Source organism: Bradymonas sediminis (assembly GCF_003258315.1).
Lineage (GTDB): Bacteria > Myxococcota_A > Bradymonadia > Bradymonadales > Bradymonadaceae > Bradymonas > Bradymonas sediminis.
In genome coordinates this window covers 2,877,070-2,896,057 of record NZ_CP030032.1, presented here as the reverse complement: position 1 = coordinate 2,896,057, position 18,988 = coordinate 2,877,070, and the positions used below count along the sequence as shown (strand labels likewise).

General features: G+C 62.9%; 15 protein-coding genes. 7 read left to right on the top strand and 8 right to left on the bottom strand.

Features of this window, described 5'->3' with window-relative positions; all coding sequences use genetic code 11:
* Positions 1-18: 18 nt before the first annotated feature.
* From truD to DN745_RS10880, 4 genes are all read left to right on the top strand, one after another.
* Positions 19-1,101: a tRNA pseudouridine(13) synthase TruD gene (truD, locus tag DN745_RS10895; protein ID WP_162687610.1), complete on the top strand. Its 1,083-nt coding sequence runs from the start codon at positions 19-21 to the stop codon at positions 1,099-1,101.
* 57 nt (positions 1,102-1,158) lie between these two features.
* A complete protein-coding gene (locus DN745_RS10890; protein ID WP_111334761.1) occupies positions 1,159-3,420 on the top strand; it encodes a tetratricopeptide repeat protein in 2,262 nt (753 codons plus the stop codon).
* 89 nt (positions 3,421-3,509) lie between these two features.
* Complete coding sequence (locus DN745_RS10885) at positions 3,510-5,342, top strand: hypothetical protein (RefSeq protein WP_162687609.1); 1,833 nt, start codon at positions 3,510-3,512, stop codon at positions 5,340-5,342.
* On the top strand, positions 5,339-6,529 hold the full coding sequence (locus DN745_RS10880; protein WP_204354971.1) for an aspartate kinase: 1,191 nt from the start codon (positions 5,339-5,341) through the stop codon (positions 6,527-6,529). Before DN745_RS10885 ends, DN745_RS10880 begins: the two co-directional genes overlap by 4 nt.
* Positions 6,530-7,444: 915 nt before the next feature.
* Here the strand turns inward: DN745_RS10880 and DN745_RS10875 are convergent.
* The gene (locus tag DN745_RS10875) at positions 7,445-8,629 is read right to left on the bottom strand and encodes a serine/threonine protein kinase (protein ID WP_111334757.1); all 1,185 of its coding nucleotides are present in this window, start codon (positions 8,627-8,629) and stop codon (positions 7,445-7,447) included.
* Between the two features lie 58 nt (positions 8,630-8,687).
* On the bottom strand, positions 8,688-10,448 hold the full coding sequence (gene ggt, locus DN745_RS10870) for a gamma-glutamyltransferase (RefSeq protein WP_162687608.1): 1,761 nt from the start codon (positions 10,446-10,448) through the stop codon (positions 8,688-8,690).
* 416 nt (positions 10,449-10,864) lie between these two features.
* Between ggt and DN745_RS10865 the strand changes: the two genes are divergently transcribed.
* Complete coding sequence (locus tag DN745_RS10865; RefSeq protein ID WP_111334754.1) at positions 10,865-12,424, top strand: YifB family Mg chelatase-like AAA ATPase; 1,560 nt, start codon at positions 10,865-10,867, stop codon at positions 12,422-12,424.
* 161 nt (positions 12,425-12,585) lie between these two features.
* The gene (locus tag DN745_RS10860; protein WP_111334752.1) at positions 12,586-12,963 is read left to right on the top strand and encodes a cupredoxin domain-containing protein; all 378 of its coding nucleotides are present in this window, start codon (positions 12,586-12,588) and stop codon (positions 12,961-12,963) included.
* Between the two features lie 102 nt (positions 12,964-13,065).
* Here DN745_RS10860 and DN745_RS10855 read toward each other — a convergent pair whose 3' ends face one another.
* The 4 genes from DN745_RS10855 to DN745_RS10840 all read right to left on the bottom strand — a co-directional run bounded on the left by DN745_RS10855 (position 13,066) and on the right by DN745_RS10840 (position 16,618).
* Positions 13,066-14,868 carry a TldD/PmbA family protein gene (locus DN745_RS10855; protein WP_111334750.1) on the bottom strand — a complete coding sequence of 601 codons (1,803 nt, stop codon included), beginning with the start codon at positions 14,866-14,868 and terminating at the stop codon, positions 13,066-13,068.
* A gap of 42 nt (positions 14,869-14,910) precedes the next feature.
* Positions 14,911-15,405: a hypothetical protein gene (locus DN745_RS10850; protein ID WP_133621767.1), complete on the bottom strand. Its 495-nt coding sequence runs from the start codon at positions 15,403-15,405 to the stop codon at positions 14,911-14,913.
* Positions 15,406-15,425: 20 nt separating this feature from the next.
* On the bottom strand, positions 15,426-15,830 hold the full coding sequence (locus DN745_RS10845) for a hypothetical protein (protein WP_111334746.1): 405 nt from the start codon (positions 15,828-15,830) through the stop codon (positions 15,426-15,428).
* A gap of 143 nt (positions 15,831-15,973) precedes the next feature.
* Entirely contained in the window at positions 15,974-16,618 is a 645-nt protein-coding gene (locus tag DN745_RS10840) for a hypothetical protein (protein WP_162687607.1), read from the bottom strand.
* Between the two features lie 298 nt (positions 16,619-16,916).
* Between DN745_RS10840 and DN745_RS10835 the strand changes: the two genes are divergently transcribed.
* A complete protein-coding gene (locus DN745_RS10835) occupies positions 16,917-17,714 on the top strand; it encodes a phosphocholine cytidylyltransferase family protein (protein WP_162687606.1) in 798 nt (265 codons plus the stop codon).
* A gap of 30 nt (positions 17,715-17,744) precedes the next feature.
* Here DN745_RS10835 and tmk read toward each other — a convergent pair whose 3' ends face one another.
* Positions 17,745-18,386: a dTMP kinase gene (gene tmk, locus DN745_RS10830; RefSeq protein ID WP_111334741.1), complete on the bottom strand. Its 642-nt coding sequence runs from the start codon at positions 18,384-18,386 to the stop codon at positions 17,745-17,747.
* Positions 18,387-18,471: 85 nt separating this feature from the next.
* Complete coding sequence (locus DN745_RS10825) at positions 18,472-18,975, bottom strand: hypothetical protein (protein WP_133621769.1); 504 nt, start codon at positions 18,973-18,975, stop codon at positions 18,472-18,474.
* Between the last annotated feature and the right edge of the window lie 13 nt (positions 18,976-18,988).

Below are 18,988 nucleotides of genomic sequence, written 5' to 3'. Positions count from 1 at the left end.
ACGGTCAGCATACCAAATATGAACGTCTCACCAAGACCCTATCTTACGGCGGCGCTTGCGGGCATCGGCGGAGAAATTAAAAATCACCCCGAAGATTTCGAAGTTGAAGAGATTCCGCTCTATGAGCCCGAGGGCGACGGCCATCACGCCTACCTCTGGGTGGAGAAATGCGGCGTGACCGGCCAGCAACTGATATCGGATCTCGCGCGCCACTTCGACGTGCCCAAGCGCGATATCGGCGCCGCAGGCATCAAGGATAAGCACGCCCTGACGCGCCAATGGGTCTCGATTCCGTTCTTCGAGGTGCCGACCGACGACCCGGCCGAGCTGATCGGCGAGGTCAGCCCGCGCATCAAGGTGCTGGACGCGAAGTTGCACCGAAATAAACTGCGCACCGGCCATCTTCAGGGCAATCGTTTTCGGGTCGTGGTGCGCGACCTGGCGCTGCCTGGCGAAGAAGCCCTGGCGCGGGCGCAGGCGATCCTGGCGGTGCTCGGCGCCCAGGGCCTGCCCAATTATTATGGGGCGCAGCGTTTTGGCATCGAGGGGCAAACCCTCGCGCTGGGCGTGGCGCTTTTGAGGGGCGAAAAGGAGGCGAAAAATCGCGTCCGGCGCAACCGCTTTATGAAGCGTCTGGCGGTCAGCGCCGTGCAGAGCGAGCTCTTTAACCGGGTGCTGATCGCGCGGCTCGAAAAGGGTATTCTGTCGACCGCGCTCGACGGCGATGTGGCCCAAAAGACCGACACCAACGGGGTCTTCGCGATTCCGGCAGACGAGCTGGCGGAGTGCCAGGGGCGGCTTGAGCGCGGCGAAATCGTGCTCACCGGCCCGATGCCGGGGCCGAAAATGATCGCCCCGGAGCGCGCCGCCCAAGAATTCGAAGAGGGTGTCTTCGCCGCGAGCGGCTTTGACCTGAGCCTCTTTGAGCAGCAAGCGCGCCTGGCCAGCGGCACCCGTCGCCCCCTGTTGGTCGATACCGGTGACCTCACGGTAGAGTTGGAAACCCGCGACGACCAGGAAGTCCTGGTGCTCGGGTTCTCGCTCCCGTCGGGAAGCTATGCGACGGTGTTATTAAGAGAAATCATGAAATCCGACGCCTGATTCGTGTGTTCAGCGTCTGGGCTCCATCATCGCAACGACCCATTTCACGGATATATCGTGTCAGAATCAAATCAGACTCTCGTTTCGCGCGCTGAATTCCTGGAACTCGCGGCGCAGGCCGGCTTTGAGATAGGCGAGGAGCAGTTAGACGAGTTATTGCGTCGAAATCTGCTGCGCGCCTGGGAGCCGAAGGGCTCGCGCACCCCGCAGGCGCATTTTCATCGCCTCCATCTGTATATGCTGGCGCGATATTTCGACGCCGCGCGCACGACGCGTCACCCCTGGGGCGCGCTCGCGCCCAGCGTCGGGCTGGCGGAGATCGCAGGGCTGGCGCGGGAGTGTCGGGACCTGGTCGGCCTCTTGGTTGAGGTCGACGCGGGCGAGGACGCGGTCGAGGCTGATTCGCAGGCGCTGATGGCGAAGTGGGCGAAGGCGCTGGCGGAGCGCGCCGCCGAACTGAATCCCTTCGGTCCGCTGGCCGGGGTTGCGGCGCTCTTGAGCCCGCAGGCTCAGGCCCAACTGCGTGGCCACGGGCTGCAATTCCTGGTCTTCTCGCAGCTCGCCGCGGCGCTTGGGGCGCTGGTCGAAGACGCGCCCCAGCCCGCCGAGTCTGCCGCGGTCGTCGCCGAGCCCGAACCTGCGCCTGCGGTCGAAGTTGAGGCGGAAGTCGAGGCCCCGAAGCCTGCGGAGCCGACGCTAGGCGCTTTAAATATTGACCATGACGCCGTCGCTTTTGTACGCGAGACCGCCGAGCAAGACGCGGTATCGCGCGCGGATATCGAGCTGGCGCCGGTCTCGGAGTTGTCCGAGGTTTCCTGGGGCGAAGATGAGGTCACGACCTTTGATGTGGGGCGCTCTCAGGATGCACTTAAGGCTGAGATGGCGGTCGAGGAGCCGGTGACGCGCGCCGAAAAAATAGGCGATAAAATACCGCATGGCTTCGGCCCGGAGGACTCGGAGCCGACGTCGCGCACCGAAGACCTTCAGACGCGCCTGGCCCGCCTGCGCCGTGAAGATGAGTCGGCCGTCGACAGGGCGCAAAGCCCCGCGGCGGAGGTCGAAATTGCCGAGGCGGCCACAGACGCCGACGAGGCCGTCGAGGCGCTTGTCCTGGAAGATGAAGTTGGCGCCGACGGCGTGGGCGACGATACGCCCGAAGCCCAGGCGCAGAAAGACCCCGATGCTCCGCGGTTGACCCGCGAGATGTTCGTCGAGCCGCTGAAGGACGAGCCTTCGCAGGGCGATGAGGAGGAGGATGAGAGCCTCAGCGGGTTGGAGGATATCTTCGACGAGGCGCTGCGAGACCCGGATGTTTTCGAGGCGAGTGAGGTCTTTGAGGATGAGGTGGCCGGGGGCGCGGAGCTTGTTGAAGAGTCCGAGGAGATCCTTGAGTTGGACGCGGTGGTCCAGAAGAGCGCCGAGGATGCGCCGGTCGAGGTCGCCGAGGACACAAAAGAGGACGATCTACACGACCTCAAGGCGCGCACCGACCGGCTGAACCAATTGCGCGAAATCTACCTCGCCGAGCAGCGCTGGGAGGAGTTGGTGGCGCTGTATGAGGACGGCCTTGACCTCTTCGTCGACCCGGTCGACCGCCAGCGCGTCTTTTTGACCCTGGCGCTCCTATTTGAGGTGAAGTTGAAGCGCTCGCCGGCGGCCTTCGAGCAATTCGAGCGGGCTTATGTGGTGGGCGGCGATCCCGCCGGGCGCGCGAAGGCGTTCGAGGGTATGCAACGCCTTGGCCGCCAGAGCGCGGTGCAGTCGCGCTGGGCGGAGTTCTTGGAGGCGGAGCTCAGCAGCGAAGCGTTGCCGGCGGCGGCCCGCGCTGAGCTTCAGCGCCACCTCGCGCTGGTGCTGCATTCGCTCGGCTCGCAGCAGCGCGCGTTTTATACCTATACCGCGTTCCTGGCGGATGCGCGCCCGGACCAACTCGACGAGCACGCCTTCGACGAGTTGGAGCGCTTGGCCGAGGACGTGGGCAAAGAAGAGTTGGGCGATATCTACGCCGATTTGCTCGCTCACGCCTTGCCCGACGAGACCTTTGAGTCGATGGCGCTGCGCGCCGCGCGCCACCACGCCGATATGGGCGAGGTGGGGCTTGCGATGGAGTATTACGAGCGGGTCCTGGCGCGATTCCCCCGCCATGAAGTCGCGTTTCACAGCCTCAGCCAGCTCTATGAAGACGCCGAGCGTTGGGTGCCGCTTCGGGCCCTATACGAGACGCGCATCGCGTTGAGCGCCCCGGAGACCTCGGGGGCTTTGCGCTCGGAGTTGGAGAGGATCGAAGCGTTGATGGCCTCCGGGGCGATATCTGATTAACTCAGCAATCTCGGCCAGTTGACATGGAAGAACGGGCTGCATACTTTCGTATAGTTAAGGGCCGTCGTCCTGAATTCGGAGCTAAAATTATGAAATGTGCCGCATGTCATGCCTATAAAGGGGTGGATACGACCGTGTGTCCGCATTGCGGTCACAGCGGTGAAGCTGGGAAATCTCCCAAGAAAACGATGATGGGCCTGCCCGCCATTTTGCCGACCGGCAATACCAACTCCAGCAGCAAAAGCGCGAAACCCGCCGCTCCGATCGACCGAAACACATTATACGGAACCCCCGCGGTCCCCAGCGACGCTGGGGGCGCGCCGGGTGAGCCCGAAGGGTCCACGCAGATCGCGCCGGCCAGCGTGGTCGAGGCCGCGCTGTCGGGGTCCTTTGAGACCAGCTATGGACTCCCCGCGGTTGGCGACCGGGAGCCCGAGGAGCCGGCCTCGTTTTCGCAGGCCTGGGGGCTTGAAGAGGAGAGCGAGGAGGCGACCCGCGGCTCGACGCAGGTCGCCGGCGCCGCCATGATGGCCGCGATTCGCGATAGCCGATTTGACCTGCCCGCCGTTGAGCCTCGCCCCGCGCCGCAGCGACCCAAGAGCGCGCCGAAGCAAACGATGATGGGGCTGAACTTCAACGATTTTCATGACGATACCGAGGCCCCGCCGGAGCAGGAAGACACCACGCGCCCGGTCGAGTCGGAGCGCCTCGATCTTCTGAGATCCGGCGTGTCGCCCTCGGGCATTCTGTCCGGGCAGGGCGTTTTGTCGACGGACTCCTGGTCCGAGGAAGACGATGACGGACCCGCGACTCAGGCGCTGACGCCCGACGCGATCGCCGCCTTGGAGCTTGGCGACGCAACGAAAGACGCATCAACCGACCGTCGCAAGAGCCTTCTCGACCGATTGCGGGCGAATACCGACTCGGTGAAAAAGCATTCGGTTCCGACACCTGCGCCGCAACACGCGATCGTGTCGACATCGCGGCTGGCCAAGCCGCATATGGAGGACCTGGGCGAAGACCTAAGAGTCGCGGCGATCGAGGACTCGCAGGTCGCCGCGGTCGAGGTTGAGATTGAGTCGATCGCCTCGCTCGACCTCGAGCCGGTCGCCGACATTGAGGTTGAACCGGTCGCCGACATTGAGGTTGAACCGGTCGCCGACATTGAGGTCGAGCCGTTGGTTGAGGTCGAGCCGGAGCCGGTGGACACCTGGGGGCGCGGCCCGCGCTTCTCGATCCCCGAGCCCGCGAAGGCGCCGGCAGCGCCCAAGGTGCAGCATCACTTTGGCGAGGACGACCTTGATGAGCTCGCCTTTGGCGAGGACGACCTTGATGAGGTCGATGACTTTATTCAGGAGAGTTTTATCTCCGCGCCTCCCGCTCAGCAGCCTGCCCACAGCGAGGCTGCGGGCGAGTTGCCTGCTGCCGAGATGAATCAGCTCGAGCGGGATCTGCGCGCGTCGGGGCTCGATGGGCGCGGCGTCTTCGACTCGCTTGAGGGTTTTCCGCCGGGCTTAGTTCCGGAGCCCCAGGTGCCTGTTGAGGCGCCACTGATGGCGCAGCAAGGCGTGCCCGTGGCGCCTTCGCCCCAGGCACCCGCGCTCGACTTTGGCGCCCAGGTGCCTGGCGCGCAGCCGATGGCTCCCCAGGAGATCGCGGCGCCGACGCCCGCAGGGCAAACGCCGCAGCAGCCGGCCGACAAGAAGCCGAAGGCCGCGGCGATGAAGATGATTCGGATGGTTTGCGCTCTCTTGGGGGTGCTGGGGCTGATCCTCGCGGGGCTGGGCGGCGCGGTTCTTCTCGGTGGAGAGGGATTAGGGTTGCCTATCTCGGCGACGATTGCCACGATAAGTCTGGTCGCCGGCTGCATACTGATGGTGTGCGCGGGCCTTTTTCTACTCGCACTTCGATGGATATCGTGAGCATACTCGTACAGAAATTTGGGGGTTCTTCGCTTAGTGATCTCGAGCGCGTGCGCGCGGTGGCCGACAAGGTCGTGCGCACCCGAAACGCCGGCCACGACGTCGTGGTCGTGGTGTCGGCGATGGGAGATTCCACGGATGAATTGTTGGATATGGCCCGCGAGTTGGCGGCCAATCCATCGCGCCGTGAACTCGATATGTTGCTGTCGGTGGGGGAGCGTATCTCGATGGCGCTTCTGTCGATCGCGATCCAGGAGCGCGGCCACGAGGCCGTGAGTCTGACCGGGTCGCAATGCGGCATCATCACCACCGACACGCATTCGAACGCGCGGATTATGGATGTGCGTCCCTTCCGGGTCCAAGATGAGCTCGCGCGTGGGCGAATCGTGATCGTCGCCGGGTACCAGGGCAGCAGCTATCGCCGCGAGGTCACGACCCTCGGGCGAGGCGGCAGCGACACGACGGCGGTGGCGCTGGCGGCGGCGCTCGGGGCCGAGGCCTGCGAAATCTATAGCGACGTCGACGGCGTCTATAGCGCCGACCCACGCGTCGTGTTTTCGGCGCGCCAACTCATTGAGCTCGACCACGAAGAGATGATCGAGATGGCCCGCTCCGGGGCGAAGGTGCTCAATGAGCAGGCGGTCAAATTTGCGATGCTCTCCAAGATCGCGCTCTACGCGCGAAAGACCGACTCGCCGGAGTCGGTCGGTACGGTTGTTCGGGTGGGAGATTTCGAAGCCAAGCGCGCGCGCGCCGAGCGCGGCCAGCCGGCCGTGGCGGTCTCGCACCTGAACCGCGGCCTGTGGGTGCGGGCCGGTGAGTCGGCGGACCGGGTCATCGAGCTGCTCGCCGAGCGTGAGTGCATCGTCTGCACCTGGGCGCCCGGGAAGAGCTGCGAGGTCTACCTCGGCACCGAAAACCTCCATGATGGCGACGCCCTGGAAAAGGAACTCGCCACGCTCGGCCCGGACGTGCAGTCGCGCAGCGCCGGTCTGGTCAGCGTCGTCGGCAGCGGCATCGGCGCCCAGGCCCGGTGGATGTGCGCCGGGCAAAAGGCCCTGCACGCCGCCGATATCGCCCCCCTGGCGACGAACCTGAGTCTGTCGCGCCTCTCCTGGGTCGTCGACGAAGAGGTCGTCTCCAAGGGCGCCAACGCGCTTCACGCCATCTTTATTCAGGTGGATTGATACGCCAGGTCGCATAATCAGATGGCACCACAAGACCGGCACGAAAAGTGTCGGTCTTTTTTGTCGTCGATTCGCGCCGGGTCATGGATTTTGCAGGCAGGCGGGGGAGGGCTTCGCCGCGATCGATGGGATATAGGTGCGGCCCGACAAATTGCGGACAAAAAAAGACCGGCGCGGGGGGCGCCGGTCTTTTGTCCCTGTGGACTTTCGTGTGCAAGGTAAGTCAGAGGATTTTAAGGAGGATACTTCGAAGAAAAGATGGAGTGAGTTGTGGAAAGAGTCTTGAAATGATGCAACCTACCTCGCACACGAAAACCCGCAGGGGCTAGATGCTCTATTTGTTCAACGCTCATTACAGCCTAGTTATTCCACCGTTACTGTAATTTGTCAACCGTACTGTAAAAATCCTGAAAATTAGGAAATTAAAAAAGAACGTGGCTTCAGGTACTCTCTAACGGAACCACATCTTATGGCTATAAGCCTTATCATGAACCGTTGAGCGATGCAACTATTGTATTCAACTTTCTTTCGATTGAGTCAAAAACTAGTTGCGTGCAGCTGATAAATGCAAGGAACTTAAACTTATCAGCACTCTTGAGACCCTAACGCTGCCGTTTTCTCTCTAGCAGGGACAATCTTAGGGCCTCTTACTCCGAAATCAAGTGCCTGGTCAAAACTAAATCCGATTATTTTCAAATCAGGATTCACTGGCTTCTTGGTTCCATTCCCTCCGCCTGTCAGGGCAGCTTGGCCGGTTCGAATATTACAACGCGGCGTCGCCGCGGTTTATTCTGCAAAAGCCCAGATTTATGGCTAAAAGTTAATTTTTCACGTTGCGCGAGCTTTCAAGAATGGCGTTTCGGCCCCATTTATCGGGCCGAAACGCCATCGGGGATTATTGCGAAAAAAGTGTAATTATTTAATGACAACGTAAAATAGCCAGGCCAGGTTACTGATAAGCAAGAAAAACAGCGCCACGCTCAGGAGGCGATCGGAGGGGCCGGGTTCACGCTCCAGGAGTTCTGCGTTCTGGGCTGCGGCGTTCGGGCGGCTCGGCGGCTTGGCCCGGGGCGCAATCTCTTCGGCGGCTGCCGGCGGCGCTGCAGGGGTTGGGGCGAGCGCAGCGCGCTCCGGTGCCACCGCGCCCGTCTTTGGCCGTCCATTGGCGGCGAAGAGGGCGTCGGCCAGGGCGGTCGCGTGCGGGAAGCGCGCGCGAGGATCCTTCGAGAGCGCGCGCAGGATCACGTCGCTGATCTTGGCGTCGATCCCCAGCTGGGACAGCGGGCGCGGCGCGGCGCTCTGAATCCGGTCGATCGCCTCGTCGAGGGGCTGGCCCGGGTCGAGGAACGGGTGCACGCCGACCAGGGCGGTGTAGGCCAGCACCCCGAGCGCCCACACGTCGCCGGCAGGACTCGTGGTGCCCGGGCCAAGGTCGTCTTTGATGCGGTAGGCATCTTCTACCTGGGCGTCGTCGCTCGCTGCCGCGTCGTCTTGGGGGAAGAACTCGGGCGCAAACACCGCGATATCTTCAGAGCCAAAGCTCGCCATCGCCAAATCGAGGCGCTCGGCGGGGGTGAACTCCATCTGGAAGTGGCCGATGCTCATCGTGTCAACGGCGAGCGCGTCGCCCGCCGATTGGGCCATGTAGATCCACTGCGGGGACAGCGCCCCGTGCGCGCGTCGCTGGCGATGCACCGGGGCGAGGATCTTGGCGATCTGTCCGATCAGATCGCAGACCTTGTCGACCGAGAAGGTCCCCTCGGCGTCCAACAGGTCGTCGAGGGTGGGGTGGGGGCTTCGCTCCGAAATGACGAAGGGCACGCGCTCCTCGAGCTCCCCATAGTCGATGATCCGCAAGATCCCCGGCTCCTGAAGATCGCTGATCAGCCGCGCGCTCTCCTTGAGGCGGTCCACCAGCGGGTCGACCGCCGAAATCTCGACGTCTGCGGCCCCCAATCCGTCATAAACCTTGACCCAAACCGGGCGGCTAAAGGGGTCCTGGCTACCGTGGTAGGCGCTGATCAGTCCGCGACGATCGCAAAGATCGAGGATATCGTATCGATGCTCAAGCGCGAGGGTGCCTCCCTGAAGGTCTTCCATTCCAACTTCCTTATCAATCCAATGGGGCGTGTCTTTTGGTCCTGAGATGACTCAACGATTAGTTGCTCGGCGCGTCGGCCTCGGCCGTCGCATCTGCCGCCGCCGGGCCGCCTAACTTGCGCGGATCGCTCACGCCGGTCTGGGTGCCGTCGGCGTTTCGAATCACGATCTGCACGCTACTATAGGAGGGGCCGACCTTAAAGCGATGGCCCCATTTCTCCAGCGATTTTATGCCCGGGATATCGGGCTCGGTGAAGAGCACCTCGGGGCGCCATTGGGCGTGCACGCGACCCGCGGCGATCGCCTCGGCGGGCGACATCTTGAAGTCCATCAGGTTGAGCATCGTCAACAGGGTGCCCGAGATGATGGTCGGCCCGCCGCTGCCGCCGACGGCCAGATACGGCTGGCCGCCGCGAAGCACCAGCGTCGGCGTCATCGAGCTCAGCGGGCGCTTCTGGGGCGCCACTTCATTCTGTTTACTGCCGATAAGCCCGTAATTATTGGCCTTGCCGGCCTGCGCGGTGAAGTCGCCCATATGGTTATTGAGCAAAATACCCGACTTCGGGTCGTAGACCATCGAGCCAAAGCCCGTGTTCACGCTCGAGGTGCACGCCAGCATATTGCCCTGGGCGTCGATGATGCTCAGGTGGCTGGTGCCGCTGTCGTCGGGCGGCGGGGCCGTGGGGTTCTCGATGGGGCTGCCGTATTGCTCCAGCGGCAGCACGGCTTTGGCCTTGATCTTTGCGGCCAGGGTCTTGGCGTATTCTTTCGAGGTAAAGCGGTCGCCGGGGATCTCGACGAAATCAGCGTCGCCCATCCACCGGGCGCGGTCGGCGAAGCCGTGCTTAAGGGCCTCGATGATCAGGTGAATCGAGTGCGCGTCGCGCGGGCGCTCGTCGAGCTTGAAATGCTCGAGGATATTCAGGGTTTCGACCATAACCAGGCCGCCAGAGGAGGGCGGCGGCATGCTTAAGATTGTGAAGTCATGGTAGGTGCCGCTGATGGCCTCGCGGGTGGCGATGCTATAGCTGCTCAGATCCTCGGCCTGAAAGATGCCTCCCGCGGCGTTGACCGCCTCCACCACCGATTGGCCGGTGGGGCCGTGGTAAAACGCGATCGGGCCTTCGTCGCGGTACAGCGCCAGGGTGTCGGCCAGGGCGCTGCGCTGGACCGAGTCGCCTTCTTCGACCCATTGCCCGTCTTCTTTTTGGAAGAGCGCGGCGAGGGTGGGGTGCTTTTTAAGCGATTCTTCGGCGCGCCCGCGCAGGCGTTTTGCCAGCAGCGGGCCGACTTTATAGTCGCGCGCGATGTCGACCGCCGGGTCGACGACCTTCTCCCATTCCAGCGCGCCAAATTTTTGTTGCAGCGCCCACAGGCCGGCCGGTTCTCCGGGGATGCCCACGGCGAGTCCGCCGCGCAGTTGCAGCTCGCGGCTGGGCTCGCCGTCGACCAGGAACATATCGGCGGTGGCGTTTAGCGGGGCGCGCTCGCGAAAATCAATCACATGCGTTTTGCCCGTTTCCTCGGGGCGATATAGGCAGAATCCGCCGCCGCCAAAACCCGAGGCGAAGGGGTTCAGGATGCCGTTGGCCAGAAGCGTCGCCGCGCCTGCGTCCGCCGCGTTCCCGCCGGCCGCCAGAATCGCCGCGCCCACCCGGGACGCCTCGACATTATCGGCCGCGACCACCCCGCTTCTTGAGGTGACGCTCTGGGCCGGCCCGCGCTCGGCGTCCTGAGAGAAGACGGTCGCCGGACAGGCGATGAGAATCGCGCAGAGGATCGATAGAAGCGCACGCCGCGGAAGAGTTGAGCAGGTCATAGGCTTTGGTGGTCTTGGAGGGTGGTGAACGAGCAAAATTTTTGTGCGGTGTTGGGGCGATACGCCGCATCTTTGCAAGAATCGACGCACCCCAAACACACTGATCTGAAGAGCCATTATCTTGTAATGAGCAGAGCCCCATTCTGGCAAGCGCCGCTCAGCGCGCGGTGGCGTGCTCGAAGGCGTGCTCGAGCTTCCCAAAAACAGGGAGGCAGAGAGGTTGCGAAATGTCGGCCTCTGCTAAGTATCTGAATATTAAGCGCTAAATTTGCTCTCGGGTTGAGCATCCGGCTTCATTTGGAGTTTTTAGGAAACATTTCGCCCCGCTTTGTCGAAAACCCTCATGCGCAATGACGATAACGCCACCGGGGCCGGCTGCGGTCTTCTCGGCGGCGAACCAAATATAAGGAGCGAAAATGTTGGCAAGAATCATGTCGGGAGCGGTGCTTGGGATCGAGGCGTATCTGGTCGAAGTGGAGGTGGATATCTCGTTTGGGTTGACGGCGTTTCGCATCGTCGGGCTGCCGGATGGGGCGGTGCGGGAGTCGCGGCTGCGGATCCCGTCGGCGCTGGAGAACGCAGGCCACGAGATGCCCCAGAAGAAGATCACGGTGAACCTGGCGCCGGCCGATATCCGCAAGGACGGCACGGCCTTCGACCTGCCGATGGCGGTCGGGGTGCTGGCGGCCTATGGGGCGATTCCCCAGGAGTGCCAGAGCTTTAAGTTGGAGGAGTATTTGCTCGTCGGCGAGCTCAATCTCAACGGCGAGGTGCGCTCGATTCGCGGGGCGCTGTCGTTGGCGGTGATGGCGCGCGACGAGGGGTTGCGCGGGATCATCTTGCCCCAGGAGAACGCCGCCGAGGCGGCGGTGGTCAGCGATATCGAGGTGATCGGCGTGCGCCACCTAAAGGAGGTCACCGCCTATATTCGCGGCGAGCTCGCCCTTGAGCCGGCGGTCGCCGAGCTTCGCCCCGCCGATGACCTCGCCCCGGGCTACCGGGTGGACTTCTCGGAGGTCGCCGGCCAGGAGTCGGTCAAGCGCGCGTTGGAGGTCGCGGCGGCCGGCGGGCATAATGTGCTGCTGATCGGGCCGCCTGGCTCGGGCAAGTCGATGCTCGCCAAGCGCATCCCGACGATTCTTCCCGGGATGACCTTTGAGGAGGCTCTCGAGACCACGAAAATCTATAGCGTCACCGGGCAACTTGGCTCGGACGAAGGGCTGATTCTGCGGCGCCCGTTTCGCGGGCCGCACCATACGATCAGCGACGTGGGGTTGGTCGGCGGCGGCAGCGGGATGCCGCGCCCCGGCGAGGTGAGCCTGGCGCATAATGGGGTGCTCTTTTTGGACGAGGTGCCGGAGTTTCGCCGAAACGCTCTCGAGGTGATGCGCCAACCCCTCGAAGACGGCTGCGTCACCATCAGCCGCAGCCTGATGACGCTGAATTATCCCGCCAATATTATGCTCATCGCCGCGATGAATCCGTGTCCCTGCGGGTATTTTGGGGGCAGCAAAAAGAAATGCGACTGCGGGCAAGAGAAGGTGCGTGATTATCGCAATCGCATCTCCGGGCCGCTGCTCGACCGCATTGATATTCACGTCGAGGTCCCGGCCGTGCCCTATCGCAAGTTGAAGGCCGCCGGGCAGGGGGAGACCTCGGCCGCGATCCAGGCACGAGTGCAGCGGGCGCGCGAGGTGCAGCGCGCCCGCTTCGCCGGCGGCAGCACCTATGCCAATAGCCAGATGCGCCCGAGCGAGCTGCGCGCGCATTGCAAGATCGACGCGGCGGGCCACGACCTCATGGAGATGGTGGTCGACCGGCTCGGGATGAGCGCGCGGGCCTATGACCGCATCTTAAAGGTCGCGCGGACCGTGGCTGACCTGGAGGGGAAGGCGAATATCGAGGCGTCGCATATCGCCGAGGCGATACAATATCGCTCGATGGACCGGGGTTTGGGGGAGGCAAACGCGGCCTAGAGGTCGGGATTTAGGGTTCGGGCGAGGGGTTGAAGCGATGCGCTTTTACAATCGATGAGATCTGCATTAGAGTGCCGCCCATGTTACCCTCGCCGCCAGCCCACGCTGTGTCGGTGAAGTGGTAAAGTGATTTAATCAACCTTTATTTATAAGGAATTCAAATGCGCAACTCAAAATTTATTGTTTTCGGTCTCCTTGTGATGTTCCTCAGCGCTGGCCTGACGGCTTGTAGCTCCGGTGACGACGCCGTCGCCAAAGACGATACCGTCGCTGAGCAGCCCGCCGCCGCTCAAACCAAAACGGTTGCTCTGTACAAATATAAGTTCAACCCCGCCACGTTGACGGTCTCGGCCGGAACCATCGTGAAATTCTCGAACAAAGACCCGGACCAGCACAACGTCAACATCGCTGCTCTGAATATCGACCAGACCCTGGCTGCTGGCGAGTCCTTCGAGTACAAATTCGACACCGCCGGTGAGTTCGCAGTGGACAACCGCTTCGCGACCAACCCGATGAAGATGACCATCATCGTCGAGTAAGTCCTGCTGAGTATCGCCGCTTCGAAAGGGGCGATGCTCACGAAAAAGCCCCCGCCAACTTCGGTTGGCGGGGGCTTTTTTTTGTGGGCGTGTGCTGCTGAATCAGGGCGTGGGCGGGGCGGTCTTGATGGGCGCCTTCGCCTTCTTGCGCCGGGCGGTCTCCCACGGAGCTGGCAGGATGGGCGGGCGCTCCTCGGACTGCTGCGTGCGCTGCAGCTCGATCTCGGTGGTGAGCAGGGCGGGGGCGATGGCGGAGACCGGGACGTAGCCGCTCTCGGCGCCACAATAGCCGTTGAAGACGTTGGTTTCCTGGCTGGCGGCCACGATCTTATTGATCGAAGTCAGCGGCGTGCCGACGACCTCGACGCCGCGCACCAGGGTCTCTTCGCCGGTCGCGGGGTCGACCTTATAGACCATGCGCGTCGAGCCCTTGAACGCCTGGTAGCCGTAGCCGGAGGTGTTGGTCGAGCCGCCGCTGATGTCGCGAATGACGAGGCCGAAGGGCTTGCCGGCTTTGCGAACCTCGTCGAGCAGGCGCGCCTTGAGCTCTTTGTAGGGGAGCGTCTGCTCGGGGCTGGCGACCACGAGCAGGTTGCCCATGCGGGCCATCGGTTTTTGCAGGCCGCTGGCGCGGCCGTGGCCGTTGGACTGAAGGGAGCCCTCGATGGGCGTGCGGCTCTTCAGGAAGTTGCGCAACACGCCGTCTTCGACCAATTGCACGCGCTGTGAGGGGACACCTTCGTCGTCGAATTCGTAGTAGCCGTTGAGGTCCTTGTCGCCCCAATTCGTGAGCGTGGGGTCGTCGTAGATCGACAGAAATGTGGGGATGATGCGCCTTCCGACCCGCCCCTTAAATGTGCGGCCTTCTTCCGGGTTTCGCTGGCGCTCGCCCTCGAGGCGGTGGCCGACGGCCTCGTGGAAGAGCACGCCGCTGGCCTCGGGCATCAGGATCGCCGGGCCGGTATAGGGGTCAAGCACCGGGGCCTGGGTCAGCGCGCTCAGCTCGGTGATCATCTGATTGGCTTGGCGTTTGACGGTGGCCACGTCCGGCAGTGTTTCGGGGGTCCGCGCGTAAAAGGAGCGCGCGTTGTCGACCATCATGCCGTCGTCGGCGCGCGCCCAACCCTGCAATTGGATCGAGTAGATCACCTGCTCCTCGACGATCTGGGTGCCCTCGGTGTCGACAAAATGCGAGCGCGTGCGGTTGGCGCTCACGGTCATCTTCACGTCGAGGATGCCCGGCACGTCCATCAGGGATTTGGTGACGTCCCGAATCGCCTGGGTCCACTTCGCCTCATCGAGCTCAATGCTGGCGACCTCGCCCCAATATTGAAGCGGCTCCTCTTTGGAGAAGCTCGGGGTCTTCATCTTCTCAGCGGTCTCAAAAACCGCGCCGCCGCGCTTGGACAGATAATCGCTGAGCGCGTTTTTATAGACCTCGTCGCTCAGCAGCCAGAGGGTGCCGCGGATGGAGTTGGTGTCGGGCTCAATCGGCATGGTGCGCTCGGCCGAGTACTCCGAGTAGCGGTAATTCTCGCTGGCGACGTTGGCGTAGTTGTCGAATTGATAGTCGCCGACGCGCACCTCGACATAGGCCAGGCGGCTGATGTCGGACTGGTCCTCGACGATGGCCCCGTAGCGCCCGCTGAAGCCGCGCGACTCGTGGTCGCGCACGCGATAGGCGATAAAATACGGGGCCTCGTAATCGTCGATGCGCAGCTTAGTCATGGAGCGGTTAAGCTCGGCTTGCATCGCGCCCATAAGGGTCTGGGAGGCCTCGACGCTCTGGGTCGGGTCGCCCTCGGCGCGCGTGGGCGTCGCGGCGCACCCGCCCATGGCCGCGATGAGCGTGAAGATAAGCCAGAGGGAGCGGGGCGATTGGGTAGCGGGCGAAGAAGTATTCATGAACGGCGTTCCGAGTCGATGATTTGCAGCAGCCCAGGGGGTTTAGTTGCGTGATTTCTTCAGGTTCTCCAGGGTCAGCGGGTCATCGGGGAGTAGCTTTCGCACCCAGGTCGCGGTCCAGGGCCCGGCGCCCTGGGAGTCCTCATTATAGCCCCACTCGCCCACGAGCTCGTAGTCGTGGTTCGGGTCGCTGCTCTCGACCAACTGCAGGTAGGCGGCGCCTTGGAGCGTGCGGCGGGCGCGTTGTTTGTCGCCCGGCTCAATCCAGGTGAAGGTGAGGGTATTTCCGTTGACTGTTCCCTCGATGCGTCCGCCTTCGCGGTAGGTGTACACACCGGCGACGCGGCCACCGGTCTGGCGCAGGTTCATATGCTCGAATTGCGGGGAGTACCAAACACCGGTGAAGTCGCGGTCAGCCGGCATGGGCTGGGCTTCGGGCATCGGCGGGGCGGTCGAGCAGGCGCTGAGCACCAGGCCGACAAAGAGCATCGAAAGAAGAGAGAAGGCGAGGCGTTTCGACATAGTCATTGCAGTCATTTTAAAGACCCTATTAGAAATTAATCTGGCCAATTAGCTGGCATTATTGCCTGAATGGATTCACGGGTTTCAGTGGTAGCGCGCTCAAGCAACTCCCGCAAGATGTCGGTGACGCGGTCGTTTTCGAGCAATAATTCCCAATGCTTGGCGGATAAAATGCTGACCCGTCGCCCGCCGGCGTTCGCGAAGACGAGGCGGATCACGACGCGCTCCTCATCGCGCTCGACCGTGTCGAGTTCGACCCGCGCCTCAGGGTCACCCGGGGCGATCTGGAGCAAGTCATTTTCGACGCTGCGAAGGTGGCGAAAGATACGCCGCGCCCGTTGGACCCGCGGGTCCTCGTAGGCCTCGAAATTCTGGTTGCGGCTAAAACCAACTTCGTGGTCTCGCAGCAGGCGTCGAACAATTTTATAGGTCAGATCCATCGATATGCCTTCGCGATGGGCGGGCGGGTGAATCGAGCGTCGAGCATAACATGAATGGCGGTGATTTTAATATAATGGAAGGCGGGCAAGGCGCGACGGGGCAGGGCGCCCCGTCGGTGATCGGTTGCTCAGCGCGGCTGCGATTAGTCGCGCTGGGCGGCGATGCGGCGGCAGACCACCGTCGCGATGGCCGGGATAATCGTCGACACCAGGACGATGGCCATGGTGGTGATAAAGAAGAACGAGAGGCTAAAGATGGCGCGCCAATCGCTCGAAAAAGGCTTGCTCACGAAGCTATACCAGAGGAGGTAGACGAGGCCGCTGCCCGAGGTCGCGAAGAGCGGGAAGAGGGCCAGGCCGCTGAAGAATCGGCGCGGCGAGGTGCAGACGGCGGTCATCGCGACATTGCGGGCGAGCATAAAACTCGCGGCGACGGTGCCCACGCCGGTGGCGGCGAGGCCGACCCACAGGATAAACGCGCCCTGGCCGACATAGAAGCCGGCGGCGGCCATCCCCAACAGCAGCAGCCCCGGCAGTACCGTCATCATCTGCATTGAGGCGCGCAGCAGGCGGTTTTGCGCCCACACCAGCCCCGACCAACTTCCCCAGGTCAGCGTCAGCAAGGCGGTCGCCGAGATCACCACGGACACCTTAAACATCGGCAGCCCGAGGAACCCGTGCATCAGGACATAGGCGAGCGTCGTTGGAATCAAGACGCCCAACGCGTTGGCCACCGTCCATAGGGCGGACTCGCGCATGAAATTCTTCATCGACCTTGCTGGTTGCATAATGGACTCTCGGGCGTGGGAAGTTCTGTGTTGGCTACTCATTAGAGTATAACCACACACTCGAAAACACTCAAATCAAGCCAAATTATTCCATCCAAGCCGCATTCAGCAGCGATCTTCGGGCTTAAAACGCGCGCGTGCGCGAAATTCGCTGCTAGATTTGCTCGCCGACTTTTGCGAAGGTTTCCTCGATGGGTCGGCGCAGACGCGCCGATTTAGAATAGCCGCCCTAATTTTTGTGCCGAAACGAAGTAACCTCATGATCCAATCCTCCCGCGAATCGACCGAAAGTTCACCCATGCCCACTTCCCACGCCGTGATCTTGGCGGCCGGATTTGGCAGTCGTTTGCAGGCCGATGAGGGGCATAAATTGCTCGTGAAGATCGGCGGGCGCACGATGCTATCGCGCCATCTTGAGAATTTTCATCGCCTCGGCGTGAGCCACGTGACGGTGGTCACCGGCTACGAAAACGAAGTGCTGGCCCGGGCGATCGCCGAGGGCGAAAAGCGCGAGTCCATCACGGTTCGCTGCGCGCATAACCCCGATTTCAAGACCTCCAACGGCATCTCCGTGCTGGCCGGTGTCGACGACGCGCTGGCAAATATCGGCGAGGCGGCCGTGCCGTTCTGGCTGACGATGAGCGACCACCTCTTCGACCCGGCGATGTTTTTGAAGCTGCGCGAGACCTTCGCGCCGGCCTACGGCGACCGCAGCGACGGCGTCCAGGGCATGTTGGTCGTCGACCAGAAGCTCGACAGCATCTTCGATATGCCCGACGCCAATAAATTGGCCTTCGACAAGGCGGCGCTGGCCAGGGGCGTGGCGCCCCAGGATGCGCCGCTCGGCGCCATCGGCAAAGACCTGCCCGAATTCGAGCTGGTCGACGCCGGTCTCTTCTGGTGTGGCGCCGGCTTTGCGCAGGCGTTGCGCGCCGAGCGCGATGCGCGCGGCGACTGCTGCACCTCGGACGCGGTGCGCCGCCTGGACGCGCGCGGCGCGATGGCGTTCTGGGACCTCGGCGAGCACCTGTGGCAGGACGTTGACACGCCGGAGGCGCGTGGGCATGCGGAAGTGATCGCGGGTGAGTGGCGCTGAGTTTGGGTTGGCGGTGGGCTGTAATCTTTCTTAGCGTGCGACTTTTTCGCGGATCATTTCGGCCAGGGTTTGGCGGGGAAGTGAGGCGTCGAGGCGGATGATATGCTCGCCTTCGGCCTGCAGAAGCGCCATGATCTGGTCGTAGCGTTGCTCCATGAGGGTCAGGTGCTCGCGGGTTTCGAAGACGTCGTGGGCGTCGCGCTCGCCGAGGCGCTCCAGGCATAGGTCGACCGGCGCGTGCAAAAAGACGGTGAGGTCGGGGGTGCGGGCGCGCTCGTTGAGGGTGCGGATCCAGCGCAGGTCGAGGGCATCCGAGCCCGCGACGCTGTCGCCCTGGTAGGCGAAGCTGGAGTGATAATAGCGGTCGCTGATGACGACCTGGCCGGCGGCGAGCGCGGGTTCGACCTCGGCTTTGAGGTGGTCGAGGCGGTCGGCGGCGAAGAGCAGGGCGAGGGTTTCGCGGTCAACCGGGCGCGCGTCTTCGTCGCGGCGCATCGCGATCATCTTTCGGATCAGCGTGCCGATGGCGCCGGTGGACGGCTCGTTGGTGAGCAGCGCGGGTTGACCCTGCGCCTGAAAGTAGTCGTGGAGCAAGGTGCTCTGGGTGGTGGTGCCAGCGCCGTCGATTCCTTCGATGACGATAAACGGCGGCGTAGTCCTATTTGTGGGCATATTGCTTTCCTTCAGGGGCGAGGGTGTCGCCCGGTATCTTCTCTAATAAACAAAAATACGGTCGGTAAGTTCGGTTCGCTGGCGCCTACATTTCCTTGAGGATTTGTCGGGCGGTATTTTGAATGGCGCTCAATTCGTGGCCCTCGGCGACGGTCTCTAAATAGGTGCGCGCGCGCGGCCCGCCGACGCTTCCGATGATATAGAGTAGCTGGCGCAGGTGCTCGAATTCGCGGGCTCGGCCGAGGTGGCCGGCGGCCTCCATCAGCGCGAGATCGGCGTCTTTGGCGTTGAGCCCGTCGAGGGCTGCGGCCGCGGCGACGACGATGTCTGGGTTCTCGTGGGCGAGTAATTTCCGAAGTTCCGGCGTGGCCTCGGTGATCTGAAGATCCCGGGCGCTGTGGATGCTCGCGAGGCGCGCATCATCGGTCGCGTCTTCATCTGTGAGCGTCTTTAGCGCGCGCGAGCGCTGGGCCTGGGCGTCGGCCTGCGCCTGCGGCTCGCGTTGAGCCTCGCCGCTGGCCGGCGGTGTCTTGTGCTCATCGCAGGCGCCAAATACAGCGCCCATGAGGACGACGGCGGCAAGGCTCACGACGCGTCGGAGG

Coding starts and splice junctions, on each gene's coding strand:
- DN745_RS10855 (WP_111334750.1), bottom strand. CDS start 14,868: ATGAATACTTCTTCGCCCGCTACCCAATCGCCCCGCTCCCTCTGGCTT.
- DN745_RS10865 (WP_111334754.1), top strand. CDS start 10,865: ATGTTGGCAAGAATCATGTCGGGAGCGGTGCTTGGGATCGAGGCGTAT.
- DN745_RS10860 (WP_111334752.1), top strand. CDS start 12,586: ATGCGCAACTCAAAATTTATTGTTTTCGGTCTCCTTGTGATGTTCCTC.
- DN745_RS10875 (WP_111334757.1), bottom strand. CDS start 8,629: ATGGAAGACCTTCAGGGAGGCACCCTCGCGCTTGAGCATCGATACGAT.
- tmk (WP_111334741.1), bottom strand. CDS start 18,386: ATGCCCACAAATAGGACTACGCCGCCGTTTATCGTCATCGAAGGAATC.
- DN745_RS10885 (WP_162687609.1), top strand. CDS start 3,510: ATGAAATGTGCCGCATGTCATGCCTATAAAGGGGTGGATACGACCGTG.
- DN745_RS10835 (WP_162687606.1), top strand. CDS start 16,917: ATGCCCACTTCCCACGCCGTGATCTTGGCGGCCGGATTTGGCAGTCGT.
- ggt (WP_162687608.1), bottom strand. CDS start 10,448: ATGACCTGCTCAACTCTTCCGCGGCGTGCGCTTCTATCGATCCTCTGC.
- DN745_RS10840 (WP_162687607.1), bottom strand. CDS start 16,618: ATGCAACCAGCAAGGTCGATGAAGAATTTCATGCGCGAGTCCGCCCTA.
- DN745_RS10845 (WP_111334746.1), bottom strand. CDS start 15,830: ATGGATCTGACCTATAAAATTGTTCGACGCCTGCTGCGAGACCACGAA.
- DN745_RS10850 (WP_133621767.1), bottom strand. CDS start 15,405: ATGACTGCAATGACTATGTCGAAACGCCTCGCCTTCTCTCTTCTTTCG.
- truD (WP_162687610.1), top strand. CDS start 19: ATGAACGTCTCACCAAGACCCTATCTTACGGCGGCGCTTGCGGGCATC.